General features: G+C 31.1%; 17 protein-coding genes. 4 read left to right on the top strand and 13 right to left on the bottom strand.

What is annotated here, in order from left to right:
- Positions 1 to 6: 6 nt before the first annotated feature.
- The 7 genes from P2086_RS14620 to P2086_RS14650 form a co-directional block, all read right to left on the bottom strand.
- Positions 7 to 1,290 (bottom strand): O-antigen ligase family protein, encoded by a 1,284-nt coding sequence (locus P2086_RS14620; protein ID WP_317897492.1) that lies wholly within the window; start codon positions 1,288 to 1,290, stop codon positions 7 to 9.
- Positions 1,277 to 2,374: a DUF1972 domain-containing protein gene (locus P2086_RS14625; RefSeq protein ID WP_317897493.1), complete on the bottom strand. Its 1,098-nt coding sequence runs from the start codon at positions 2,372 to 2,374 to the stop codon at positions 1,277 to 1,279. The genes P2086_RS14620 and P2086_RS14625 overlap by 14 nt, the downstream gene beginning before the upstream one ends.
- On the bottom strand, positions 2,371 to 3,498 hold the full coding sequence (locus tag P2086_RS14630; RefSeq protein WP_317897494.1) for a glycosyltransferase family 4 protein: 1,128 nt from the start codon (positions 3,496 to 3,498) through the stop codon (positions 2,371 to 2,373). The genes P2086_RS14625 and P2086_RS14630 overlap by 4 nt, the downstream gene beginning before the upstream one ends.
- A 4-nt stretch (positions 3,499 to 3,502) precedes the next feature.
- On the bottom strand, positions 3,503 to 4,456 hold the full coding sequence (locus P2086_RS14635; protein WP_317897495.1) for a glycosyltransferase family 2 protein: 954 nt from the start codon (positions 4,454 to 4,456) through the stop codon (positions 3,503 to 3,505).
- A complete protein-coding gene (locus P2086_RS14640) occupies positions 4,449 to 5,624 on the bottom strand; it encodes a hypothetical protein (protein WP_317897496.1) in 1,176 nt (391 codons plus the stop codon). The genes P2086_RS14635 and P2086_RS14640 overlap by 8 nt, the downstream gene beginning before the upstream one ends.
- Positions 5,625 to 6,082: 458 nt before the next feature.
- Positions 6,083 to 6,925 carry a glycosyltransferase family 2 protein gene (locus P2086_RS14645; protein ID WP_317897497.1) on the bottom strand — a complete coding sequence of 281 codons (843 nt, stop codon included), beginning with the start codon at positions 6,923 to 6,925 and terminating at the stop codon, positions 6,083 to 6,085.
- A gap of 3 nt (positions 6,926 to 6,928) precedes the next feature.
- Positions 6,929 to 8,371, bottom strand: a complete 1,443-nt coding sequence (locus tag P2086_RS14650; RefSeq protein WP_317897498.1) for an oligosaccharide flippase family protein — start codon at positions 8,369 to 8,371, stop codon at positions 6,929 to 6,931.
- Positions 8,372 to 8,524: 153 nt separating this feature from the next.
- Between P2086_RS14650 and P2086_RS14655 the strand changes: the two genes are divergently transcribed.
- A complete protein-coding gene (locus P2086_RS14655) occupies positions 8,525 to 9,238 on the top strand; it encodes a class I SAM-dependent methyltransferase (RefSeq protein ID WP_317897499.1) in 714 nt (237 codons plus the stop codon).
- 11 nt (positions 9,239 to 9,249) lie between these two features.
- On the opposite strand, the gene P2086_RS14660 is transcribed toward P2086_RS14655, so the two are convergent.
- Genes P2086_RS14660 through P2086_RS14685 form a run of 6 tightly spaced genes read right to left on the bottom strand, consistent with a single transcriptional unit; the run spans position 9,250 to position 15,666 of the window.
- Positions 9,250 to 10,095 carry an FkbM family methyltransferase gene (locus P2086_RS14660; RefSeq protein WP_317897500.1) on the bottom strand — a complete coding sequence of 282 codons (846 nt, stop codon included), beginning with the start codon at positions 10,093 to 10,095 and terminating at the stop codon, positions 9,250 to 9,252.
- A 50-nt stretch (positions 10,096 to 10,145) separates the two neighbouring features.
- The gene (locus tag P2086_RS14665; protein ID WP_317897501.1) at positions 10,146 to 10,883 is read right to left on the bottom strand and encodes a glycosyltransferase family 2 protein; all 738 of its coding nucleotides are present in this window, start codon (positions 10,881 to 10,883) and stop codon (positions 10,146 to 10,148) included.
- A complete protein-coding gene (locus P2086_RS14670; protein ID WP_317897502.1) occupies positions 10,880 to 11,608 on the bottom strand; it encodes an FkbM family methyltransferase in 729 nt (242 codons plus the stop codon). The genes P2086_RS14665 and P2086_RS14670 overlap by 4 nt, the downstream gene beginning before the upstream one ends.
- 25 nt (positions 11,609 to 11,633) lie before the next feature.
- Entirely contained in the window at positions 11,634 to 12,698 is a 1,065-nt protein-coding gene (locus P2086_RS14675; protein ID WP_317897503.1) for an NAD-dependent epimerase/dehydratase family protein, read from the bottom strand.
- A gap of 2 nt (positions 12,699 to 12,700) precedes the next feature.
- On the bottom strand, positions 12,701 to 14,605 hold the full coding sequence (locus tag P2086_RS14680) for a hypothetical protein (protein ID WP_317897504.1): 1,905 nt from the start codon (positions 14,603 to 14,605) through the stop codon (positions 12,701 to 12,703).
- On the bottom strand, positions 14,605 to 15,666 hold the full coding sequence (locus tag P2086_RS14685; RefSeq protein ID WP_317897505.1) for an NAD-dependent epimerase/dehydratase family protein: 1,062 nt from the start codon (positions 15,664 to 15,666) through the stop codon (positions 14,605 to 14,607). Before P2086_RS14685 ends, P2086_RS14680 begins: the two co-directional genes overlap by 1 nt.
- Positions 15,667 to 16,118: 452 nt before the next feature.
- Here P2086_RS14685 and P2086_RS14690 point away from each other — a divergent pair, with 452 nt between their 5' ends.
- From P2086_RS14690 to P2086_RS14700, 3 genes are all read left to right on the top strand, one after another.
- Complete coding sequence (locus P2086_RS14690) at positions 16,119 to 16,697, top strand: sugar transferase (protein WP_502547938.1); 579 nt, start codon at positions 16,119 to 16,121, stop codon at positions 16,695 to 16,697.
- A gap of 118 nt (positions 16,698 to 16,815) precedes the next feature.
- Complete coding sequence (locus P2086_RS14695; protein WP_317897507.1) at positions 16,816 to 17,385, top strand: hypothetical protein; 570 nt, start codon at positions 16,816 to 16,818, stop codon at positions 17,383 to 17,385.
- A gap of 17 nt (positions 17,386 to 17,402) precedes the next feature.
- Positions 17,403 to 18,038, top strand: a complete 636-nt coding sequence (locus P2086_RS14700) for an O-methyltransferase (protein ID WP_317897508.1) — start codon at positions 17,403 to 17,405, stop codon at positions 18,036 to 18,038.
- The last annotated feature ends 52 nt before the right edge of the window (positions 18,039 to 18,090 follow it).

Here is an 18,090-nt window from a genome sequence, read left to right on the forward strand (position 1 = left end):
AGCGCTTTACACTTTGGTTTTATTTATTGCGGATAAAGCGCTATAACCAAAAAAAGTATTGAAGATTGCGAAAAACAAGATTCCTTTATTAGCATCCAAAATATTTTCCGTATAAAAACCTATCATTAATAACAATAGAAATGATAGGTACATAAAATCTCTATTCTTAATTGCCAGATAGATGTAATAAAAAAACAAACTAATAAAAATAATAAGCCCAATAAAGCCATTTTTCACCCAAAAAGAAAGGTATTGATTATGAGTATTGAAATTCTCTAAGTAAGAAATAAATAATCCTTTTATAGCATACCTAGTCTTAAGCATTTCAATCTCATCACCTGTACCATAACCAAAAGCCGGTGATTCCTTAATAAGATCCATTGCGCATTCCCAACGTTTTATTCGTGGTTCTGTGGCGCTATAATTTATAAATTCGCCATTACCAGTTGATTTAATTTCAGAAATTAATTCAATAGAAAATCTTGTGTTTAAATACGGTACCTTTTTCACGAGGAAAAAAACCGCAAAAAGCAATAAGGTAGACACTATTAAATATCTTAATTTGTTGGTAACATGATAAAACGGAAACACGAAAATTAAAACAAACAATGTTGAAATTATGGCATTACGTGATGCAAGAAATAACAACCCAGCCAATAAAATCACAAGACAAATAGATGCTATAATAATTTTTAATCCGAATTTTTGTTTAATAGTAAATGTAACGAGATAGATAATTGATAAAGCAACATAAAGTGACAAGTAACCAGCGTGAATATCTAAGGGTCTAGAAAACTGATGGTTGAAAAAAGCTCCAGAGAAAACAGTTTTTACAAATGGCAAATGAAGAACCGTATAAATAGTATAAGACATATTTATGAACAAATAAATAATAGCAATGAGACAGCTTATTGTTAAAACTTCTAACATTTTTTTTAATCTTTCACTCGTTATCTTTATTGAAATTGGAATAATAATTGGCATTAAAAAAATTGTCAACTGTCGTTCAAGCAAAAATCCTGCGTCGCTTTTATGCAATGAATAAAAATAACCTATCACACCTAAAAAATAAATCCCCTGAAAAACCCAAAACTGTTTTGGAATGCGCTTTAGATAACTTTTTTTTAAGTTCAGTAATGTTAAAGCACAAAATGTAATAAATAGGATTGAAGAATAGAATAAGTCGTAGGGCAAAGAAAATGTTAAGATTAATAAAACTATTAGTTTTAAGTCATCATTCTTATCCTCCTCATTTATAAAGACAGTATCTTGATTTTTAAGACTTAGCATTTGAGGTTAATATTTGTTCATAGATTTGTACTATTTTTTTCCAACTATAATCACTTTTAACTTTCTCATAATTAATTTTGACAAAGTCTTTGTTTATTTCAGTTTTATTTTCTTTTATTTCAATGATTGAACGAACATCATTTACTTCTTTAAAATAAAATGCATTCTGTAGAAGAACACTTCGATTAAAAACATTGTCATGCGCAGCAATTAAACAATGACATCCCATTGCCTCTATTAATGAAGGGTTAGTTCCTCCAACAGAATGTCCATGGAAATAAAAATTCGAATAAAACCTTAAATTATTTACTATTTCTATTTCATAAATTGGTCCCATAAAAACTATACGTTCGTCTAGTCTATATTTTTCTTTTAAATAGGTGCCAAATTTATTTTTATAGTTTCCTATCACTAAAAAAGAGTGATTTGATTTTGCTTCATGTACCCCGTCCAATATCATTTCAATGTTATTCTCTGGTTCCATTCGAGCAATAAGCATATTGTATGAATAAGGTAGTATTTTAAGACGGTTAAGAATGCTTACATCTGGCATATCAAAAAGATCAGCACCATAAGCAACATATTTTGAGTCAACTTTATAAGTGTTTTGTAAATACTCCTTTATTGCCATTGAATCGGCTATTAAATCGTCACTCATTTTCACCGCCAAGCTTTCTGCATACTTTAAAAATCGTTGAACATTTTTACTATACTTGCTCCTTTTCCATTCTAGCCCATCCATATTAGTAACTAAGTAGCTGTTTTTAGGAAACAAATGCATCCAAACTGAGCTACTCGTGTATCCCAAATTAAGGATAACATCAAATTTATGTTTACGTGTATTTACAATGCATTTAAAATCATAAATAAACTGACCAATAGTTCCTAATGTCTTTTCTGGATCATATTGATGGATGATATTCACACCTTTCCAAACTTTTTCCTGGTAAACGTGCTTGTGAGAGTTATATACAAAAACAGAATGTCCATGTTCAATTAAGCCAAGCGAAAGGTATTCTGCCAACTGCTCAAAACCACCATAATTATTTGGAATACCACGAGTACCTATTATAGCTATTTTCATATTCCGTTTTTTATAAGACGTTCATCAATCTGATCGGCTCTTCGATCTAAAATATTAAATAATTTTTTCTCAAAAACATTTACAGTAAAGTGAGAAATATAATATTTGTAGCCTAAACTACTCATACTATTCCGTTTCTCAGGGTTATCTAACAACTGTTTAACCGCCAAATACACTGCGTCTGAACTTATTTCATTCATAATTACCCCCCTCCCTTCACCAAGCACATCAGGAATACCACCTATATTCGTAGATATACACGGCACTCCAAATTGCATTGCCTCCAGAAGAACTAAACCAAATGTATCATAATTACTCGGTAAAATGAAAACATCTGCATTTCTAAACTCGGCATACTTTTCTTCCCCAAACTTTGGTCCAATTAGCTCAATGACTTCTTTGAGTTTTTTCTCTTTAATCAATTTTTCTAAATCCAAATAACTTAAGTCACCTTCAGATCCTACAACCCGAAGTTTAATGGTATAACCACTTTCAACTAATTTCTCGATAGCATTAATCAATAATAAAATGCCTTTACCCTTTATAAGATTTGAAAGATATAAGAGTTTTACTGGACCTTGGGTTACTTTGTAATTATTTTCGAAATTAACTTGTGGGATACCATTCGGCAGAATATAAACAGCACCACTATAGATTAACTCAATATCCTCAATTAAAAAAGGCGAAAGGCAGATAACCTCCACATTTTTAAAAACGTATTTGTATAATTTTTTTCTAAATTGAGACTTTTCGGCCGACCTTTTAAATCCATGTGTATGAAGGTGCAATATAGGTTTTAATCTAAATATTCTTGCAATCAGAACAATTAAAGAGTCTTTAATAAAAGCAAAACCCCAGGGAAAAACTGTAATATAAACATAATCGTAACGATTAAACATCATTTTATAAATGGCTCTGAATGCTATTCCTACCGTTAAAAAATATTTATAAACGAATCCTTTTTGAAGATCATTAATGTTCTTAGCTGTTGCCAAATTAATATAATCGCATTCAAATGAATCGTTTATTAGTTTGCTTTCTTTTATTATTTTATTCATCACTGACACACCGTGTATTGGAGGTGGCAGTTGCATTATGAATAATATTTTTTTTTTGCGTGACAAAAGACTATTTTATAAATGAATAAAGCGAACTTATAACTCTTTTAGGGAGGAAGGAAATAAACAGTAAGGCATATGAATAATAGTCTACAGGTTTTAATTTTATAGCTTTAATTAAATGTTCTTGAGCTAATTTTGGTTGATAATTATTCCATAGATATTTTTTGGACACAAACATATGGTAACCGTATTTTTTAATTTTAATAGAGTTTTGGTTTTTAATAATATTACTCAACTCCCTTTCGTCTTCCTTTGAAATTGGTTTATTGCTTAATAATATGTTCTTTCTTAGTTCTAAAAAACGTTTTCCTCTAACTCGTTCATCGGTTGTTACAGATTCAGGGTTTAGCCTCACTTTTACAAGCGGTTTTGGGAAGTTACAAACTTTACCCTTTTTAAGAACTTTAATCCACAGTAAATGATCTTCAAAAGTATGGGCATCAGGATCATAACCACCACATTCAAGAATTTCTTTCTTTAAAAAAAAAACTACACTGTGAATAAAAGGGTTCCTATCATAGATCCGTTTTTCAATTTCTTCATTTGTATGACCGTTACAGGAATAATTAAAAATAAAATCTCCGTGTAAATTAATATACTCGGCATCAGAACCAATTAATACATATTGGGGATTTGCGATCATGAACTCATACTGCTCCATAAACCGTGTCGGATAGCAAATGTCATCTGCATCTACTCTTGCTACGTATTTACCACTTGCACTTTCCAATCCTGTATTTAAGGCGCTCGAAACTCCACCATTAACTCTGTTTATTAATTTAATTCGTTCATCATTATAAGACCTAATAATATTTTCAGTATTATCGGTAGAGCCATCGTTAATAATTAAAAACTCGAAATTTTTAAAGGTTTGACCAAGAACGCTGTCAATTGCATCTCTTAAATATTTTTCGCCATTATAAACAGGCATTAGCGCTGTTATAGGTATGCTCTTACTCATCTAGGGATTGTTTTGTTTTTCCACTTTTTGCAATATCAATGAACATCATTAACTCAAAAATAACAACAATCGTAAATGACTCAAACCAATAGTCGGTAATTAAAAAGAATAAACACATTGGTAAAATAATTTTCCCAAATGTTAGTCTTTTAAATCTTTTTAAATAGAAAACAACATAGAAGGCGAAAAAAAGAAAAATACCAATTACACCGTATTCTCCAAGCAGCTGATTAAATACTGAGTTTGGGAAATTAATTATGGAATGCTCGTCTGGTGATTGAACAAAATAACTCAACGACAATTTTAAATGATTATCTTTAAATTCAGGCGATATGTATTTTAAGTTTTCAAAATATCTCCCTGTAAATCCCATGTTTGTTGCCTTATAAGCCAGTTTTGAAGAAAAATTTCCAGCACCAGCTCCAACTAGAAAATTTAAAGTATTCCTTTTTGAAAAATTAAATGTTTCAACAAACGACAGATACTTACCGGGCATCACACCGTAATAGTTTTTATACAAATATTCCGAAGTATCAGCATAAAGCGAATTATATAATAATACAAAGTGGTTCCTATTTTCATTTCGTTCTTTTATCGCAGAAATATCCTCCGATAACTGTTTTTCTATTTCTAATTTCTTCTTCTCAATAATTAAATTATTAACTAATTCCTTGCTAGTTTTTTTCAGTATCAGATCTCCCTTTTTTTGCTTGACATAATCGCTAATTAAATGATCCTTTTCAGAATTATCGTGCCAATGAGTTGTTATGGGTTTTTCGTTTAAATGCAAAAGGTCTTTGGCTTTTACATTTAAATAATGAAGATTTGAAGGAGATATTTTAATTATAAAAATTACAGCAAACGTCAAATAACAAAGAATTAAGCTTTTATGAAATTTAGATGCGTCTAAAATTAAAACAGATACAAAAAACAACACTAAAATAAAATTACCTAAATTACTAGTTGTATAAATTGCCACGACGTGACAGACAAAGGATAACAAATATTTTCTTTGATAAAGAAAATAGAAAATTCCAAACGAATTAACTATCATATTCGCAGTACTTATATCAAACATTACACCTTTAATGTAGTCACCTGTTGAAGCTGAGTACTTGTAGTTAAATCCATCAAAAGAATATGGGTTCATAGTATTAACTTCAAACATAATTTTTATGAGTTCATATAAACAGACAATAGCATTGATTATAAAAAAATAGCTTATCGCCTTCTCGACCTTTTTAATGTCTTGGATTTCGGAAGCTCTTCTAAGCTGATGTATTACCAACAAAGACGCCGTCCAAAAAGCTAATCCCAACAGGTGCACAACATTACCTTTTATGTCGTTATTAAAAAAGATTGCAATTTGGATTAGTGAGAGGAATATAATGAGCGGGTAAAATAATGGCAACCGCCCCTTTCTAAATTCAAATTTGAAATTTGGCCGTAAAAAGTAAATAAAAATTATCCCTACCAATTTAACTATTAGGCTAACATTAAGTACTAAAATCAGGAATACCAGTAACACCAAATCAGTTGATTTTCCAAAATTGGAAATCTTGTTTTTTATTTGATGTGAAAATCTTAGGTTCATAGAAAATTACGTGGTAATAGCTTTTATAATATTCATTTAATCTCAAAGAGAACTACATTGTTATCTACAAGTATTTCAGAATAATATTTAAAGTTGTGTTTTTTTGCGAAAATAGTTTTGTATTGACTTGCCCTGAATCTAAACTTTTTATAATTCGATTTGATAATCGGAAAATGTCCAGTTCCAAAACCATCCAAATAAGCAACATTTAAACCATTTTGTTTCGCACGCAGAAAAAAATCTTCGTGTTCACCCAACTTAAGTTCGTCATCCCAACCACCAATTTTTCTAATCGACTCAGTATTGGCAATAAAAAAATTATTAACAATGTCGCACCTATGTGGCGAGGTAATTGGTTTTTTATGAGAAATCAACAATTTGCATTCATCCGCGTTAATAACAAAATTGCCAATATATCTACTAGTTTCGTATTGATTAAAAATGTACCTTTTTAGTTTTTTTGGTTCACTAACAATCAACTTTACTAATCGTTTTAAATTAGAAACGGTTACGTAATTGTAAAAATCGCCACCAACAATATCAAAATTATTCTCTACAATACAATTAAATGCTTTTCCTACATCCGATCTTTTATCTAGAACAAAATCATCGTCACAGAGCAAAAAATAAGGTGTAGTTAACATACTAAGAAGGACATTTCTGCCTTTCGACAAGCCTGAATCGAAAGCAATTGGGATATATTTTATATTTAAATCAGGGAATAATTCTTTAATTTCCTTCCCAGAATCAACTTTACTATCATCAACAATAATAATAGGAAACGAATAACCAGTATTTCTAATTGAAAGTAATAATTTCTTAAGTGACTTAGGTCTTTCAAATGTTTTTATGATAATACTTATCTTTTGTTCCATTAACTATTCCGTTTTTACTAAAATTGTTTTGATTTCTTTTATGTTTAATTGTCTGGTAAGAATCCCTATAACAACACTAATAACAAGCGCTAAAACAGTAACAAATATAATATTATTTGTCAGAGATTTTGCAATCAAAATGGATGCAACAGCGTTTATAAAAGCAATAATGGTCACCTTAACATTTAGTTTGATAATCTTTTGATCCATATACTTCACATACAATAATGTTTGAATAACTGTAGAAGCAAGAAACGCAATAGCAGCTCCATTACTACCATAAAATGGAATTAAGAAATAATTTAAACCAAAATTTATAAGAGCAACAGCAATAGTAATGTACATAATTGTCTTTAATTGGCCTTGCGCAAAACCAATACTCCATAAAAAATTACTTACACAATGAAGTGGCACACAACCCGCTAAAAGTATATAATTAAGTGTGTTAACCTGTCCATACTTATTGTTCGTGAAATAATCTATCAGTGGAGCCCAAGAACAAACCAAAACAATTGGAATGAGCATCACAATAAAAAGCTCTACTTTATAAAATAGCTGAATATCCTTTATATTTTTATCTTCCACTTTTCCTCCCCTTCGCAGTAGTTTGGTAAATCGAGTAAGTAAAATGGGTGAGATAATTATCAAAGGCAATTTTGAAGATTCATACATCCTATAAGCAAAACTATATTCTGCTGTAATACTTGCAGTACTTATTATACCAAGTAAAATCCAATCAATTCTTGCGAGAGCCGAGTCAAAGAAAACAACGCCAAGTTGTGGTAAAGATTCAATAATAAAATACTTATACTCCTTAACTTTTAATACCGGCTTTATTTTAGCAGATACCCTCCGCGACACGAAAAAATACCCTAAAACAAGTTCCAAAGTTGTTGAAATTATAAAAGCGTATACTACGTTTGTTATTGTAAAATAACGAATAAAATAAAGCCCCAAAATAATAACAAACTTAAATACATTTGTGATTAAAGCCGTTACTGCCAGAGACTTATACGTTTCAAGTCCAATTAAACACAAACGGAAGGAATTACTGATATTTATGAGTGAAAGGTGCACAAAAACTATGAAAAAAAGAGGATGATAGTGCTTAAATGATGGAAAAATACTCTGAATTAGCAAAACTAGTACGCTAAATAAGATCCCTACCAAAAGTGTGTGAAAAAAATGAATGCCGCTTATAACAAGAATATTCTCATTTAGGGCTATTCGTTTAATAAAAACCACATCCAAACCTAGCGAGGCAATGGTTATAATTGTAGTTCCAACTGCCATCGACCAATTGTATTCCCCAAAATCTTCTTTAGCTAAATATCGGGAAGTAAAATAGAAAATAACTAGCCCAAATAACTGAGTGATAAATGTTTGTAGCGTGTTAGCCGAAATATCTTTTACTATCTTTTTTTTTCCAAATCCCGTTTCAAACATTTTACAATAACTATTTACCAAACTTTAAATTTAGACATTTAAGTTTGATAAAAAAGAGTAATATTGTAGCGAGTTTTGAAGTAGACCAACGTTCGGATATGAAAAAATTCTGTAACAACTATTACCTAATTACACAAAAGAGTTTTTAATAAAATGGCAAAAATAAAATACATTCATATTCCTGAGGAGCATAATACTAAAGCCGCCACAATTGTTGTTCCTCAATTTATTAACCTGTATTCACCAAAAAGTGTTGTTGATATAGGCTGCGGACTTGGCACATGGCTAAAAGTATTTGAAGATCATGGCGTTAATGATATTTTAGGTTACGACGGCTCTCATTTAGATCTTTCAAAAATTGCTATTGACAAGAGTAAAATTGTTATTGCAGATTTGGAAAAAGAAATAAAAAGCGATAAAACATTTGACCTTGCAATTTCTTTGGAAGTAGCGGAACACATTTCTGAAAAAAGCGCTGAAAATTTCGTAAAAAGTCTCTGTAACTTAAGTCAAACCATAATTTTTTCGGCAGCTATTCCGCAACAGGGCGGGCAAAATCATATAAATGAACAATGGCCTGAATATTGGCAAAACTTATTCTTAAAACATGGGTACACCTCTCATGATTCTTTACGCGAGCTTTTTTGGGAACACAATCAAGTTGATTATTGGTACAAACAAAATATGTTTTTAGTTACTGGACCAAAAAGTCCATTTTACTCAAAAGAAAACAAACCAATTCGTAAACTTGTTCATCCTGAACTTTTAGACATCTACTACAACACTCTAAAAAACATCTCAGAAGGTAAAGTTGAAAAAAAGCAAGCTTTGAAATACTTAATAAAAAGTGTTATCAGGAAGAAATAATTGGTTTGAATTTAAAAAGGTTTTTTAGCATTGCCAGGAACAAACAAATAATCGTTAAGATCGAAGCTTGAGGGCTCCCAAAGTTTAAGTTTTATTTGTTTAACTTCTTCTAATTCTAGTTTAGTTTTATGTATTATGCGGTATACAGTATACCCGCATGTTTGTATCAAAGCGAACAATTTAGTGGCTCTTTCTTGCATAGCTTGTATGCTACTTTCAGAATGACAGTCAAGCACTTCACAAATTATAAGAGGTTGGTGTTTCTTAATTGTATTAATCAACCCCGTTATTACCTCCAATTCTGCACCTTCTACATCAATTTTAATAAGTGAAATAGGTTTTATTTCATTTAAACCAACGGTTTCAAACGTAAAAAGAGGCACGTAACTAATCTTTTCGGTTTCGTAATAATCAGGTCGAAGATCTTTAACAATAGTACCAGCAGAATCAACTTCATTTTTAAGATAAAATCTTCCCAAACTGTTTTCTGAAGATAAACCTATAGGAAGTATATGTGTATTCAACATCCCATTTACTTCCATTAAATTATGGAGGTAAAAAACACAGCTTGGATTGGGCTCAAAACCATAATAAGGATTGTTATACAAGCTTCTGAATGTTAGCAAGGTTTGTCCCACATTAACCCCTACATCAATAAATGAAGTATCGGAAGGCAATTTCAGATCTTTTAAAAAATTAAAAAACCAATCTTCTTTAACTTTAAGATTTAATAAACCCAAATTCTTTATGATTGGAATCTTGAATTTTTTATTGTTTAAATAAAGTGATGCATTAAAATTAAATTTTGAACTTAATTGCTTCAACTTTAAAAATTTAGCTACACTTCGAATGCTCATACTATAAATTTAATTGAAAGTTAATAAATGATTGCAGGCAACTTCTTTTTCTACCACTTCTTATTAAAATCGCCTCTCGAAAAATACTTTTCAATAAAACAATACATAAGAATAAAAAAATATCGGCTGCCCATTTCCCGCATTTTTAATTTAGATTCCCCGTACTTCCTGTTAGTCCAGCTATTTGGTACAACCGCATAAGAATATCCTCTGATAATTGCTTTAAGGGGTAATTCAATCGTAAGGTTAAAATGTGGCGATAAAAAAGGTTTTATTCCGTCAATAGTATGCCTTTTATAAAGTTTAAAGGCATTAGTTGTATCATTGTACTTAATACGCATTACGATTTGAATAATACGGTTTGCAATTCTATTAATTATTTTTTTTAACCAAGGGTAATCAATTAGTTTTCCACCTTTCATAAACCTGCTACCAAACACACAATCATAATTACCTTCTAACATGGTAGTATAAAACTTTATAAGATCGTAGGGAGAATCTGATAAATCAGCCATCATAACGGCCACACAGTCTCCCGAATACCTTTCTAAACCAAAACGCACAGCAAAACCAAAACCATTTGGCCCCATATTGGTTTCATAACGCAGAGAAGGGTATTGTTTTGAAAGACCTTCCAAAACTTTTATAGTATTGTCTTTTGAATTATCATTCACCACAAAGATTTCGTGATCAATTTTCACGTTCTTAAAAGCCTCTTCAATCTTTTCAATTGTTTCAGTAATCGACTCTTCCTCGTTGTAGGCTGGTATTACAATACTTAATTTCATTTATTTTTTTTATTTTCAAATATAATTTCATAAAAATCACCAAATCCGTGTTTGAATCTAGCAACCTCAAAAAAACCGTTTTCGTTTAAAAGCCCTAACACTTTATCACCGTTAGAATTCTTGTACATATCATCGTTATGACTTTCTATCTGAATAAACCTAATAGGATAATTCTCATTTTTTTTCCTAAACAAACCTTTTAAACATTGCCACTCATGTCCTTCTACATCAATCTTTAGCACATCAAAAAATAGATTTTGTTTACCCGCTAAAAAATCGCCCAAAGCCTTTACTTTTACTTCATAAGATTTTTTAATCAACCCTTTTTTCTCAACACCCAAAATTTTTGCTTTTCTTTCAAGATAAGCAGAATCATAATTTAATTCTTCAAATGAGGATGTTTCATCCAAAACATTTTCATGAAAAAGTAACATACTGGCTTTGTTACTAATCCCATAATTATTTAAATGAATGTTTTTGTTGTGGTCGTACTTTTTAACCAAATTCAGATAAAGATTTCTATTCGGTTCAAATCCATAAATAGAAGCCTTTGAATCTAAATTTAAAAAAAAATCTATACTTTGTCCTTTATTACTTCCAACATCCATTATCGTAATACTATCAGTTTTAAGTTTCTCGGTATAGAACTTTTTTAGCTTAGGATAAAAAATAATCCTCTCATTGATATCAATTAAAAGTTGTATAACTCTGGTTCTTATCCCCATTTACTTGTTTTTAATTCGGCTTTAATTAGAGTTGTCTTTGAGACATATTTGAATGAATTTGCGTAAGAATATCATTAATATCGTACTTCCACGTCCATTCCGGATAATCCTTTTTAAACTTTGTAAGATCACTTATCCACCATATATGATCTCCAATTCTATTCGCCTCAGTATATTCATAATTCATTTTTTTGCCAGTTATTTTTTCACACAAATCAATAGCTTCTGCCATCGAGCAATTAGAATGCCTTCCGCCTCCGGCATTATAAACCTCGCCTTTTTTCGGATTTTGATAAAAATGCCAAAACATATTTACCAGATCCCAACTATGAATATTATCTCTTACCTGTTTGCCATGGTATCCAAAAACGGTGTATTTATCTCCTGTTATGGCGCATTTCATTAAATACGAAAGAAAACCGTGCAACTGAGTACCTGAATGATTTGGGCCAGTTAAACAACCTCCTCTAAAAACACCTGTATTCATTTCAAAATATTTACCATACTCCTGAACAAGAACATCGGCAGCAACTTTTGACGCACCAAACAATGAATGCTTGGTTTGATCAATACTCATAAATTCATCTATTCCTTCTTTGTAATAAGGATGTTTCGTGTCAATCTCCCATCTTTTTTCTAATTCAACCAAAGGCAAGTAATTCGGAGTATCACCATATACTTTATTAGTAGAGGTGAAAATAAATGTCGCTTTAGGACAATGCAATCGTGCTGCTTCAAGCATATTTAATGTACCGTTTGCGTTTACTGTAAAATCGGTAATAGGCTCTCTTGCCGCCCAATCGTGACTAGGTTGCGCCGCTGCATGTACTATCAATTTAATATCTGTGTTATACTTTGCAAACAATTTATTAAGACCATCCATATCCCTTATATCAAGAGCATGGTGTTCAAAATTGGCGGTGGAATCGACTAACCGTTTAGTATTCCATTCGGTTGATGCATCTTTTCCAAAAAACACTGCGCGCATGTTATTATCGATGCCAATAATTTTATCAAATTTAGAAGAAAAAAACGAAACGGATTCACTCCCAATCAATCCGGAAGATCCGGTAACAATACATATATTCATCCTTAATTAATTTTATATTCTATTATTTTAATTTCATTTTTAAATAACGCTGGGCCATCTACCTTTAAATGATAGCTTTCTATCTCAGTATTTACCTGAGTGCTGTCCTTTCCAATTTCTTTATAAAAATCGAGGGTGGAATTAAGAGTTCTATTCAAAAAGATCCCAGATTCTAATAACTTCTTTGAGGTTTTGTAGCGCCTCTCGTCACCATTCTTAGTCCGTATCACTAAATAAACAGCAGGCGCTTGATGAAGAATCGAAACTAATTTACCTTTTAAAGTGCTAGAAATAAACAACTCATAGTAAACATTAGATTGAGGCACAATAACAGTGTTGGTATCTATTTGGTATTCACGTATTTTTTCAAGAGATACTTTTTCGTTTTTTATTTTTTCCAATAACAAAACGGGTCGGCCTGAAAACCCAAATGTATCAATACATTGGTAGTTCTTCAATAAAACCAGATTCATCTTAGGTTCATCAAATAAAGGATAACGCGAATCAATGGCATCGTATTCATAAAAAACAAATTTTGGTGCCTTCTCAGAATTATAGTATTCAAAATTTAAATTTTCTAAATATGGCGTGTAGGCCGTATAGGATTGAAAAGTTGGACGCGGAAAAAAGTTTAGTTTGTTTTCAATCAAACTTTGCGTGTTCCAAGGATAAGCATCTACCTTATCATTGCCGACTTTAGTAATGACACGTTCTGGAAACTTATTGTAAATTCCGCTCATAAAAATACCTGCGGTGTCGCTATGGTTCAATGCACCTGTAAAATATTCAACCTTCGTTATTCTACTCATTAAATTAAGAAGATGATCCTCTCTTTTCTTAGCAAAAAATATCGCGATAAAAACTATTGAAATTATAACAACGTTGGAGTTTTTTCCTGTTTCGCTAAAATGAAAGTCTTGTAAACATAGTATAAATAACAACACATACTTGTAAAACTCAAGTATGTGTTGAATGTCCTGTCGCGTAAATGCCTGTTTATAAATAATATAAATAGTCGAAGAAAATAAAAAAAGCACGATCAAGTTTCTAAACAAATAGCTTTTTTCTTTAAAAGCTTTTAAAAGAAGAACTGATAAAGCACTAAAAATAATAACTAATGAAAATCTAAATTCATTTACATAATTTTCATTTAAGCACATAATTTCGTTGTAACCGCTAACCATTTCCATTCCAGCCATTAGGTAAGCCTTTATGGAAACATGCAATACTTTAGATAAAATAAAAATAAAAATAAATGGACTAACAAAATATGACGCGATTAGCAATTTATTATCCTTGGCATAAATTAATCTATAAATTAATCCAGCAAAAAAGAATACAAATGAAACAAGCCCAGTATTGAATTTTATAAAAAAAGTCAAAACAACAAGTACAATTTGTATAAAATAAAACAAAGGCTTGTTTTCATTTAAACTAAGCCTAATCCAAAAAATTAAAAAAGCTGTAAGAATAAGAGCTATTCCAGAACCAAAATGATTCGGTAACAAAAGTGTAGTAGCAAAGATAAGGAGGGTTGTAATTCTTGTGTTATTGCTTTTTAAGTAACTTGTATAAAAAATATAGAGAAAATTAAATAAAACGAAAAGATCAAAGAGAATAAAATGAAATTTATTAACTCCCCACGCAATTCTTGTTGAAAAATAAGAAAGTGGCCCATACGTAAATGCGAAATCTTCACCCCAAACTAAATTTTCTAAATTAACCTTATTAAGAGTTAATTGCCAAGAAGGATCTAAAGAATACCAAGAAGGACCCAATGATGATAAAGGATACACTCCAACATTGAAAAAGGTAGGAAATAAAATAAACGAACACAAAAGAGCAATAATACACCCTAAAAATTCTTTCTTCTTAATTAGCTTATAGAAATTTTCTAAAACAATCATTATTTAAGAATTAATTTTAGTTGCTCTTCATTTGTTTTGATCCAACTAAAAATATCTGAGAAAATCATTTCAACATTTTTTTTTGGTTTCCACCCTAATTCCTTTTCAATTTTACTATTATCAGTAACAAAAATTCTGAGATCTGCCGGACGGTTTTGGATTTCGCTCTCTATCTTAATTTTATTTCCTGTAATTTGAGAGCAAATACCACTCATTTCAAGCAAAGAAGCACTTCCAGCCAAACCGCCACCAACATTGTATACTTTATCATTAAATTTTTCTATGGAGTGAATTTGTAAATCGATCAATTCTACCAAATCATCAATATGAAGTAAGTCTCTTACTTGTTTCCCAAAACCACCATAGCCAATATATTTCAAAGATTGGTTCCAGAAATGTTTGGCCATCCAAAGAGTTGCAATACCTTGATCTGTTTTACCCATTTGTCTAGGTCCAGCAATTACCCCAAATCGCGTAATCGCTGCTTGCAGATTATAAAATGCAGCGTACTCCTGAATAAAAAGTTCAGATGCTAGTTTTGTAGTTCCATAAAATGATCTTGATCCTTGAAGACTTAAATCTTCAGAAATACCCTGCTTAGAAATTCCTTTTTCAGTTTGTTTATCGGTGAATGAAAAACGTGTTTCTTCATCCTCAAAATCAGCATTTTCAATTCTATTTATTGGGTATACACGACTAGTTGAAAGAAAAATTAATTTGGCTTTATTTTTTAAACAGGCATTAAAGCAATTTATAGACCCAAAAAGATTGTTATTAATCACGTAAGTTGGATCGGAATTTAAACCCGCCATCACCGAAGGTTCCGCCGATGCCTCAATTAAAACATCAAACTCCCCAAGCGAATTAATATCTTCAAGATTGCGAATATCGCCATGAATAAAATCTACACCAATTTTTTTAAAATCCACTAAACTTAATTCAGAACCCCTCCGTTTTAAATTATCAAAAGCAACAATTGAATAATTAGGGTATTTTTTTTTTAGTTGTATAGATAATGATGAGCCAACAAACCCTGCTCCACCGGTTATTAATATCTTCATTTACTTTTTTTACTTAAATTGTTGTTAATAAATGACTTACATTAACATTGTTGTACAAAAATAGCATTATATCGTTAAGAATATTTATCAAAAATACCATAAATATCTTTATTGCAGATGGAATAAGCAAGTTTAATTTAGTTGTCTATCTAATAATAACTTGTTCAATACTATTGCATAAATATTAATTCTCTTATTATTTTTAAACTATTTTTAAAAGTTATAATTAAGGTAATTTGGCATTTAGTTTTAAATTGGAGAAAGGGCTACCCGTAATTTTATAGTATTTTTACCCACCATTACATTAATAGTTGACTCAAAACAGTGCCATATTTGACAAAGACGTTTTCACGCTAGAACACAATGAGCAATTAGCCGAAGCCGTTGAAAATAGAAGAAGAAGTTTTCTTATTGTTAAACGGAGTATCGACATTTTCTTTTCTCTAATTATTGTGCTTTTAATTCTAAGTTGGCTAATGCCTATTCTTGCCATACTCATTAAACTGGACTCAAGAGGGCCTATCTTTTTCAAACAGAAACGCACCGGTTATAGAGGCAAAACATTTAACTGCTTTAAACTTCGCACCATGCAAGTTAATAAAACTGCAAACGATCTTCAGGCAGCTATTAACGACCCACGTATTACCCGTATGGGAAAATTTCTTCGCATGTCGAACCTCGATGAGTTACCTCAGTTTATAAACGTACTTATTGGAGATATGTCTATTGTTGGGCCTCGTCCTCATATGCTTAAAGATTCTGAATACTTTGCCGAAATTTTCCCTGGCTATTATAACCGGTACCTTGTTGAACCTGGAATTACAGGCCTTGCTCAAATTAATGGTTTTAGAGGGCCAACACCTAATATACGGTCTATTTACAAACGTTTACAATGGGATTTATATTACGTAGAACACGCAACCACTGGAATGGATGTTCGTATTATTTTGCTTACCGCACTGGAAACAGTTCGCGAAGCCTTGAAAATAGAAATCACTAAAAAAATGCCTTTCAGTAGAGGAAATCAATAATCTACTTTTTACATTTTAATTCAGACCTGTTCTTTTTTTGCCAAGACAAATCACGAAAAATTACTGATAAGTCTCAACGATTTCTTTCGTTATAGATTCATTAATTGTAAATTTACCCGTGCATTCAATTGAACCTTTCTATAACTGGCAGCATCTTTATGTTGCCTCTGAAGACCCCGAATCTCCTTTCTATGGGCGGGAATATAGCGAGTTTGAATTCACAAATACTATTTATAATTTTTATATCCACCCGCAGTGGGATGATATTGGAAGCGAAACGCTTTACATAAAAATTTTGTTTACCGATTATGATGAAAAATATGCAATCATAGAACTTATTGGTGAATGGAATGATGCCATCACAAACGACATTATGATATTAAAACGTGATATCATTGACGAACTTAATTTTCATGGGATTAATAAATATATTCTCGTTGGAGAAAACGTTCTTAATTTTCATCAAAGTGATGACAGCTATTACGAAGAATGGTTTGATGAAAATGGTGATGATGGTTGGATAGTACTTCTTAATTTCAGAGATCATGTACTAAAGGAATTTAAACAAGCAGGGTTAGATTATTTTTTTATTTCTGGTGGTGAACTTGATGATTTTGATTGGCGGAAATTTTCTCCAGGTCAGGTTTTTGGAAACGTAAGTAAGATCATTAACAAAAGATTAAACTAAAAAATTATATTAGCAAGATGGAATTTATTACGGAAGAGCTTCTACATTATTGCGAAAATTTTACTGAGCCAGAAAGCGATCTATTAAAAAAACTTAATCGTGAAACGCACTTAAAAATAGGTAGTCCACGGATGTTAAGCGGCCATTTACAAGGACGCTTTTTAAGTTTTCTGTCTACATTACAACAACCTACTTTTATTCTTGAAATTGGCACCTACACAGGTTATTCAGCCCTTTGCCTTGCTGAAGGTCTAAAAGAAAATGGCAAACTAATCACCCTTGATCCAAACGAAGAAACCAATGTGTTTGCAAAAAAATTTATTGATCAGTCTCCCTTTAAAAATAAAATTGAATTAGTGGAAGGGGATGCTCAAAAAATAATTCCCGAACTGAAACAAAAGTTTGATCTGGTATTTATTGATGCGGATAAAAAAAACTACCCAAATTATTATGATCTTATAATAGATAAAGTAAATTCTGGTGGATTAATTATTGTCGATAATGTACTTTGGAGTGGAAAAGTGTTGGATGAAAAAAAAGATGCGGATACACAAATCATTCACGATTTTAATCAAAAAGTAAATAACGATTCAAGAGTTTCAAATGTACTGTTACCATTACGAGATGGCTTGATGGTGATGCGGAAAATCTAGTTGTCTTTCTATCCTTTAATAAACCACATAAGAAATATAAGAACACATAGGT

Origin of the sequence: Aurantibacillus circumpalustris, from assembly GCF_029625215.1 — a bacterium.
Lineage (GTDB): Bacteria > Bacteroidota > Bacteroidia > B-17B0 > Aurantibacillaceae > Aurantibacillus > Aurantibacillus circumpalustris.

Excerpts from the sequence above, each read along its gene's own strand:
- P2086_RS14635 (WP_317897495.1), bottom strand. The coding sequence starts at position 4,456 with ATGAGTAAGAGCATACCTATAACAGCGCTAATGCCTGTTTATAATGGC.
- P2086_RS14645 (WP_317897497.1), bottom strand. The coding sequence starts at position 6,925 with ATGGAACAAAAGATAAGTATTATCATAAAAACATTTGAAAGACCTAAG.
- P2086_RS14625 (WP_317897493.1), bottom strand. The coding sequence starts at position 2,374 with ATGAAAATAGCTATAATAGGTACTCGTGGTATTCCAAATAATTATGGT.
- P2086_RS14660 (WP_317897500.1), bottom strand. The coding sequence starts at position 10,095 with ATGAGCATTCGAAGTGTAGCTAAATTTTTAAAGTTGAAGCAATTAAGT.
- P2086_RS14670 (WP_317897502.1), bottom strand. The coding sequence starts at position 11,608 with ATGGGGATAAGAACCAGAGTTATACAACTTTTAATTGATATCAATGAG.
- P2086_RS14650 (WP_317897498.1), bottom strand. The coding sequence starts at position 8,371 with ATGTTTGAAACGGGATTTGGAAAAAAAAAGATAGTAAAAGATATTTCG.
- P2086_RS14675 (WP_317897503.1), bottom strand. The coding sequence starts at position 12,698 with ATGAATATATGTATTGTTACCGGATCTTCCGGATTGATTGGGAGTGAA.
- P2086_RS14685 (WP_317897505.1), bottom strand. The coding sequence starts at position 15,666 with ATGAAGATATTAATAACCGGTGGAGCAGGGTTTGTTGGCTCATCATTA.
- P2086_RS14640 (WP_317897496.1), bottom strand. The coding sequence starts at position 5,624 with ATGTTTGAAGTTAATACTATGAACCCATATTCTTTTGATGGATTTAAC.
- P2086_RS14665 (WP_317897501.1), bottom strand. The coding sequence starts at position 10,883 with ATGAAATTAAGTATTGTAATACCAGCCTACAACGAGGAAGAGTCGATT.
- P2086_RS14655 (WP_317897499.1), top strand. The coding sequence starts at position 8,525 with ATGGCAAAAATAAAATACATTCATATTCCTGAGGAGCATAATACTAAA.
- P2086_RS14620 (WP_317897492.1), bottom strand. The coding sequence starts at position 1,290 with ATGCTAAGTCTTAAAAATCAAGATACTGTCTTTATAAATGAGGAGGAT.
- P2086_RS14700 (WP_317897508.1), top strand. The coding sequence starts at position 17,403 with ATGGAATTTATTACGGAAGAGCTTCTACATTATTGCGAAAATTTTACT.
- P2086_RS14680 (WP_317897504.1), bottom strand. The coding sequence starts at position 14,605 with ATGATTGTTTTAGAAAATTTCTATAAGCTAATTAAGAAGAAAGAATTT.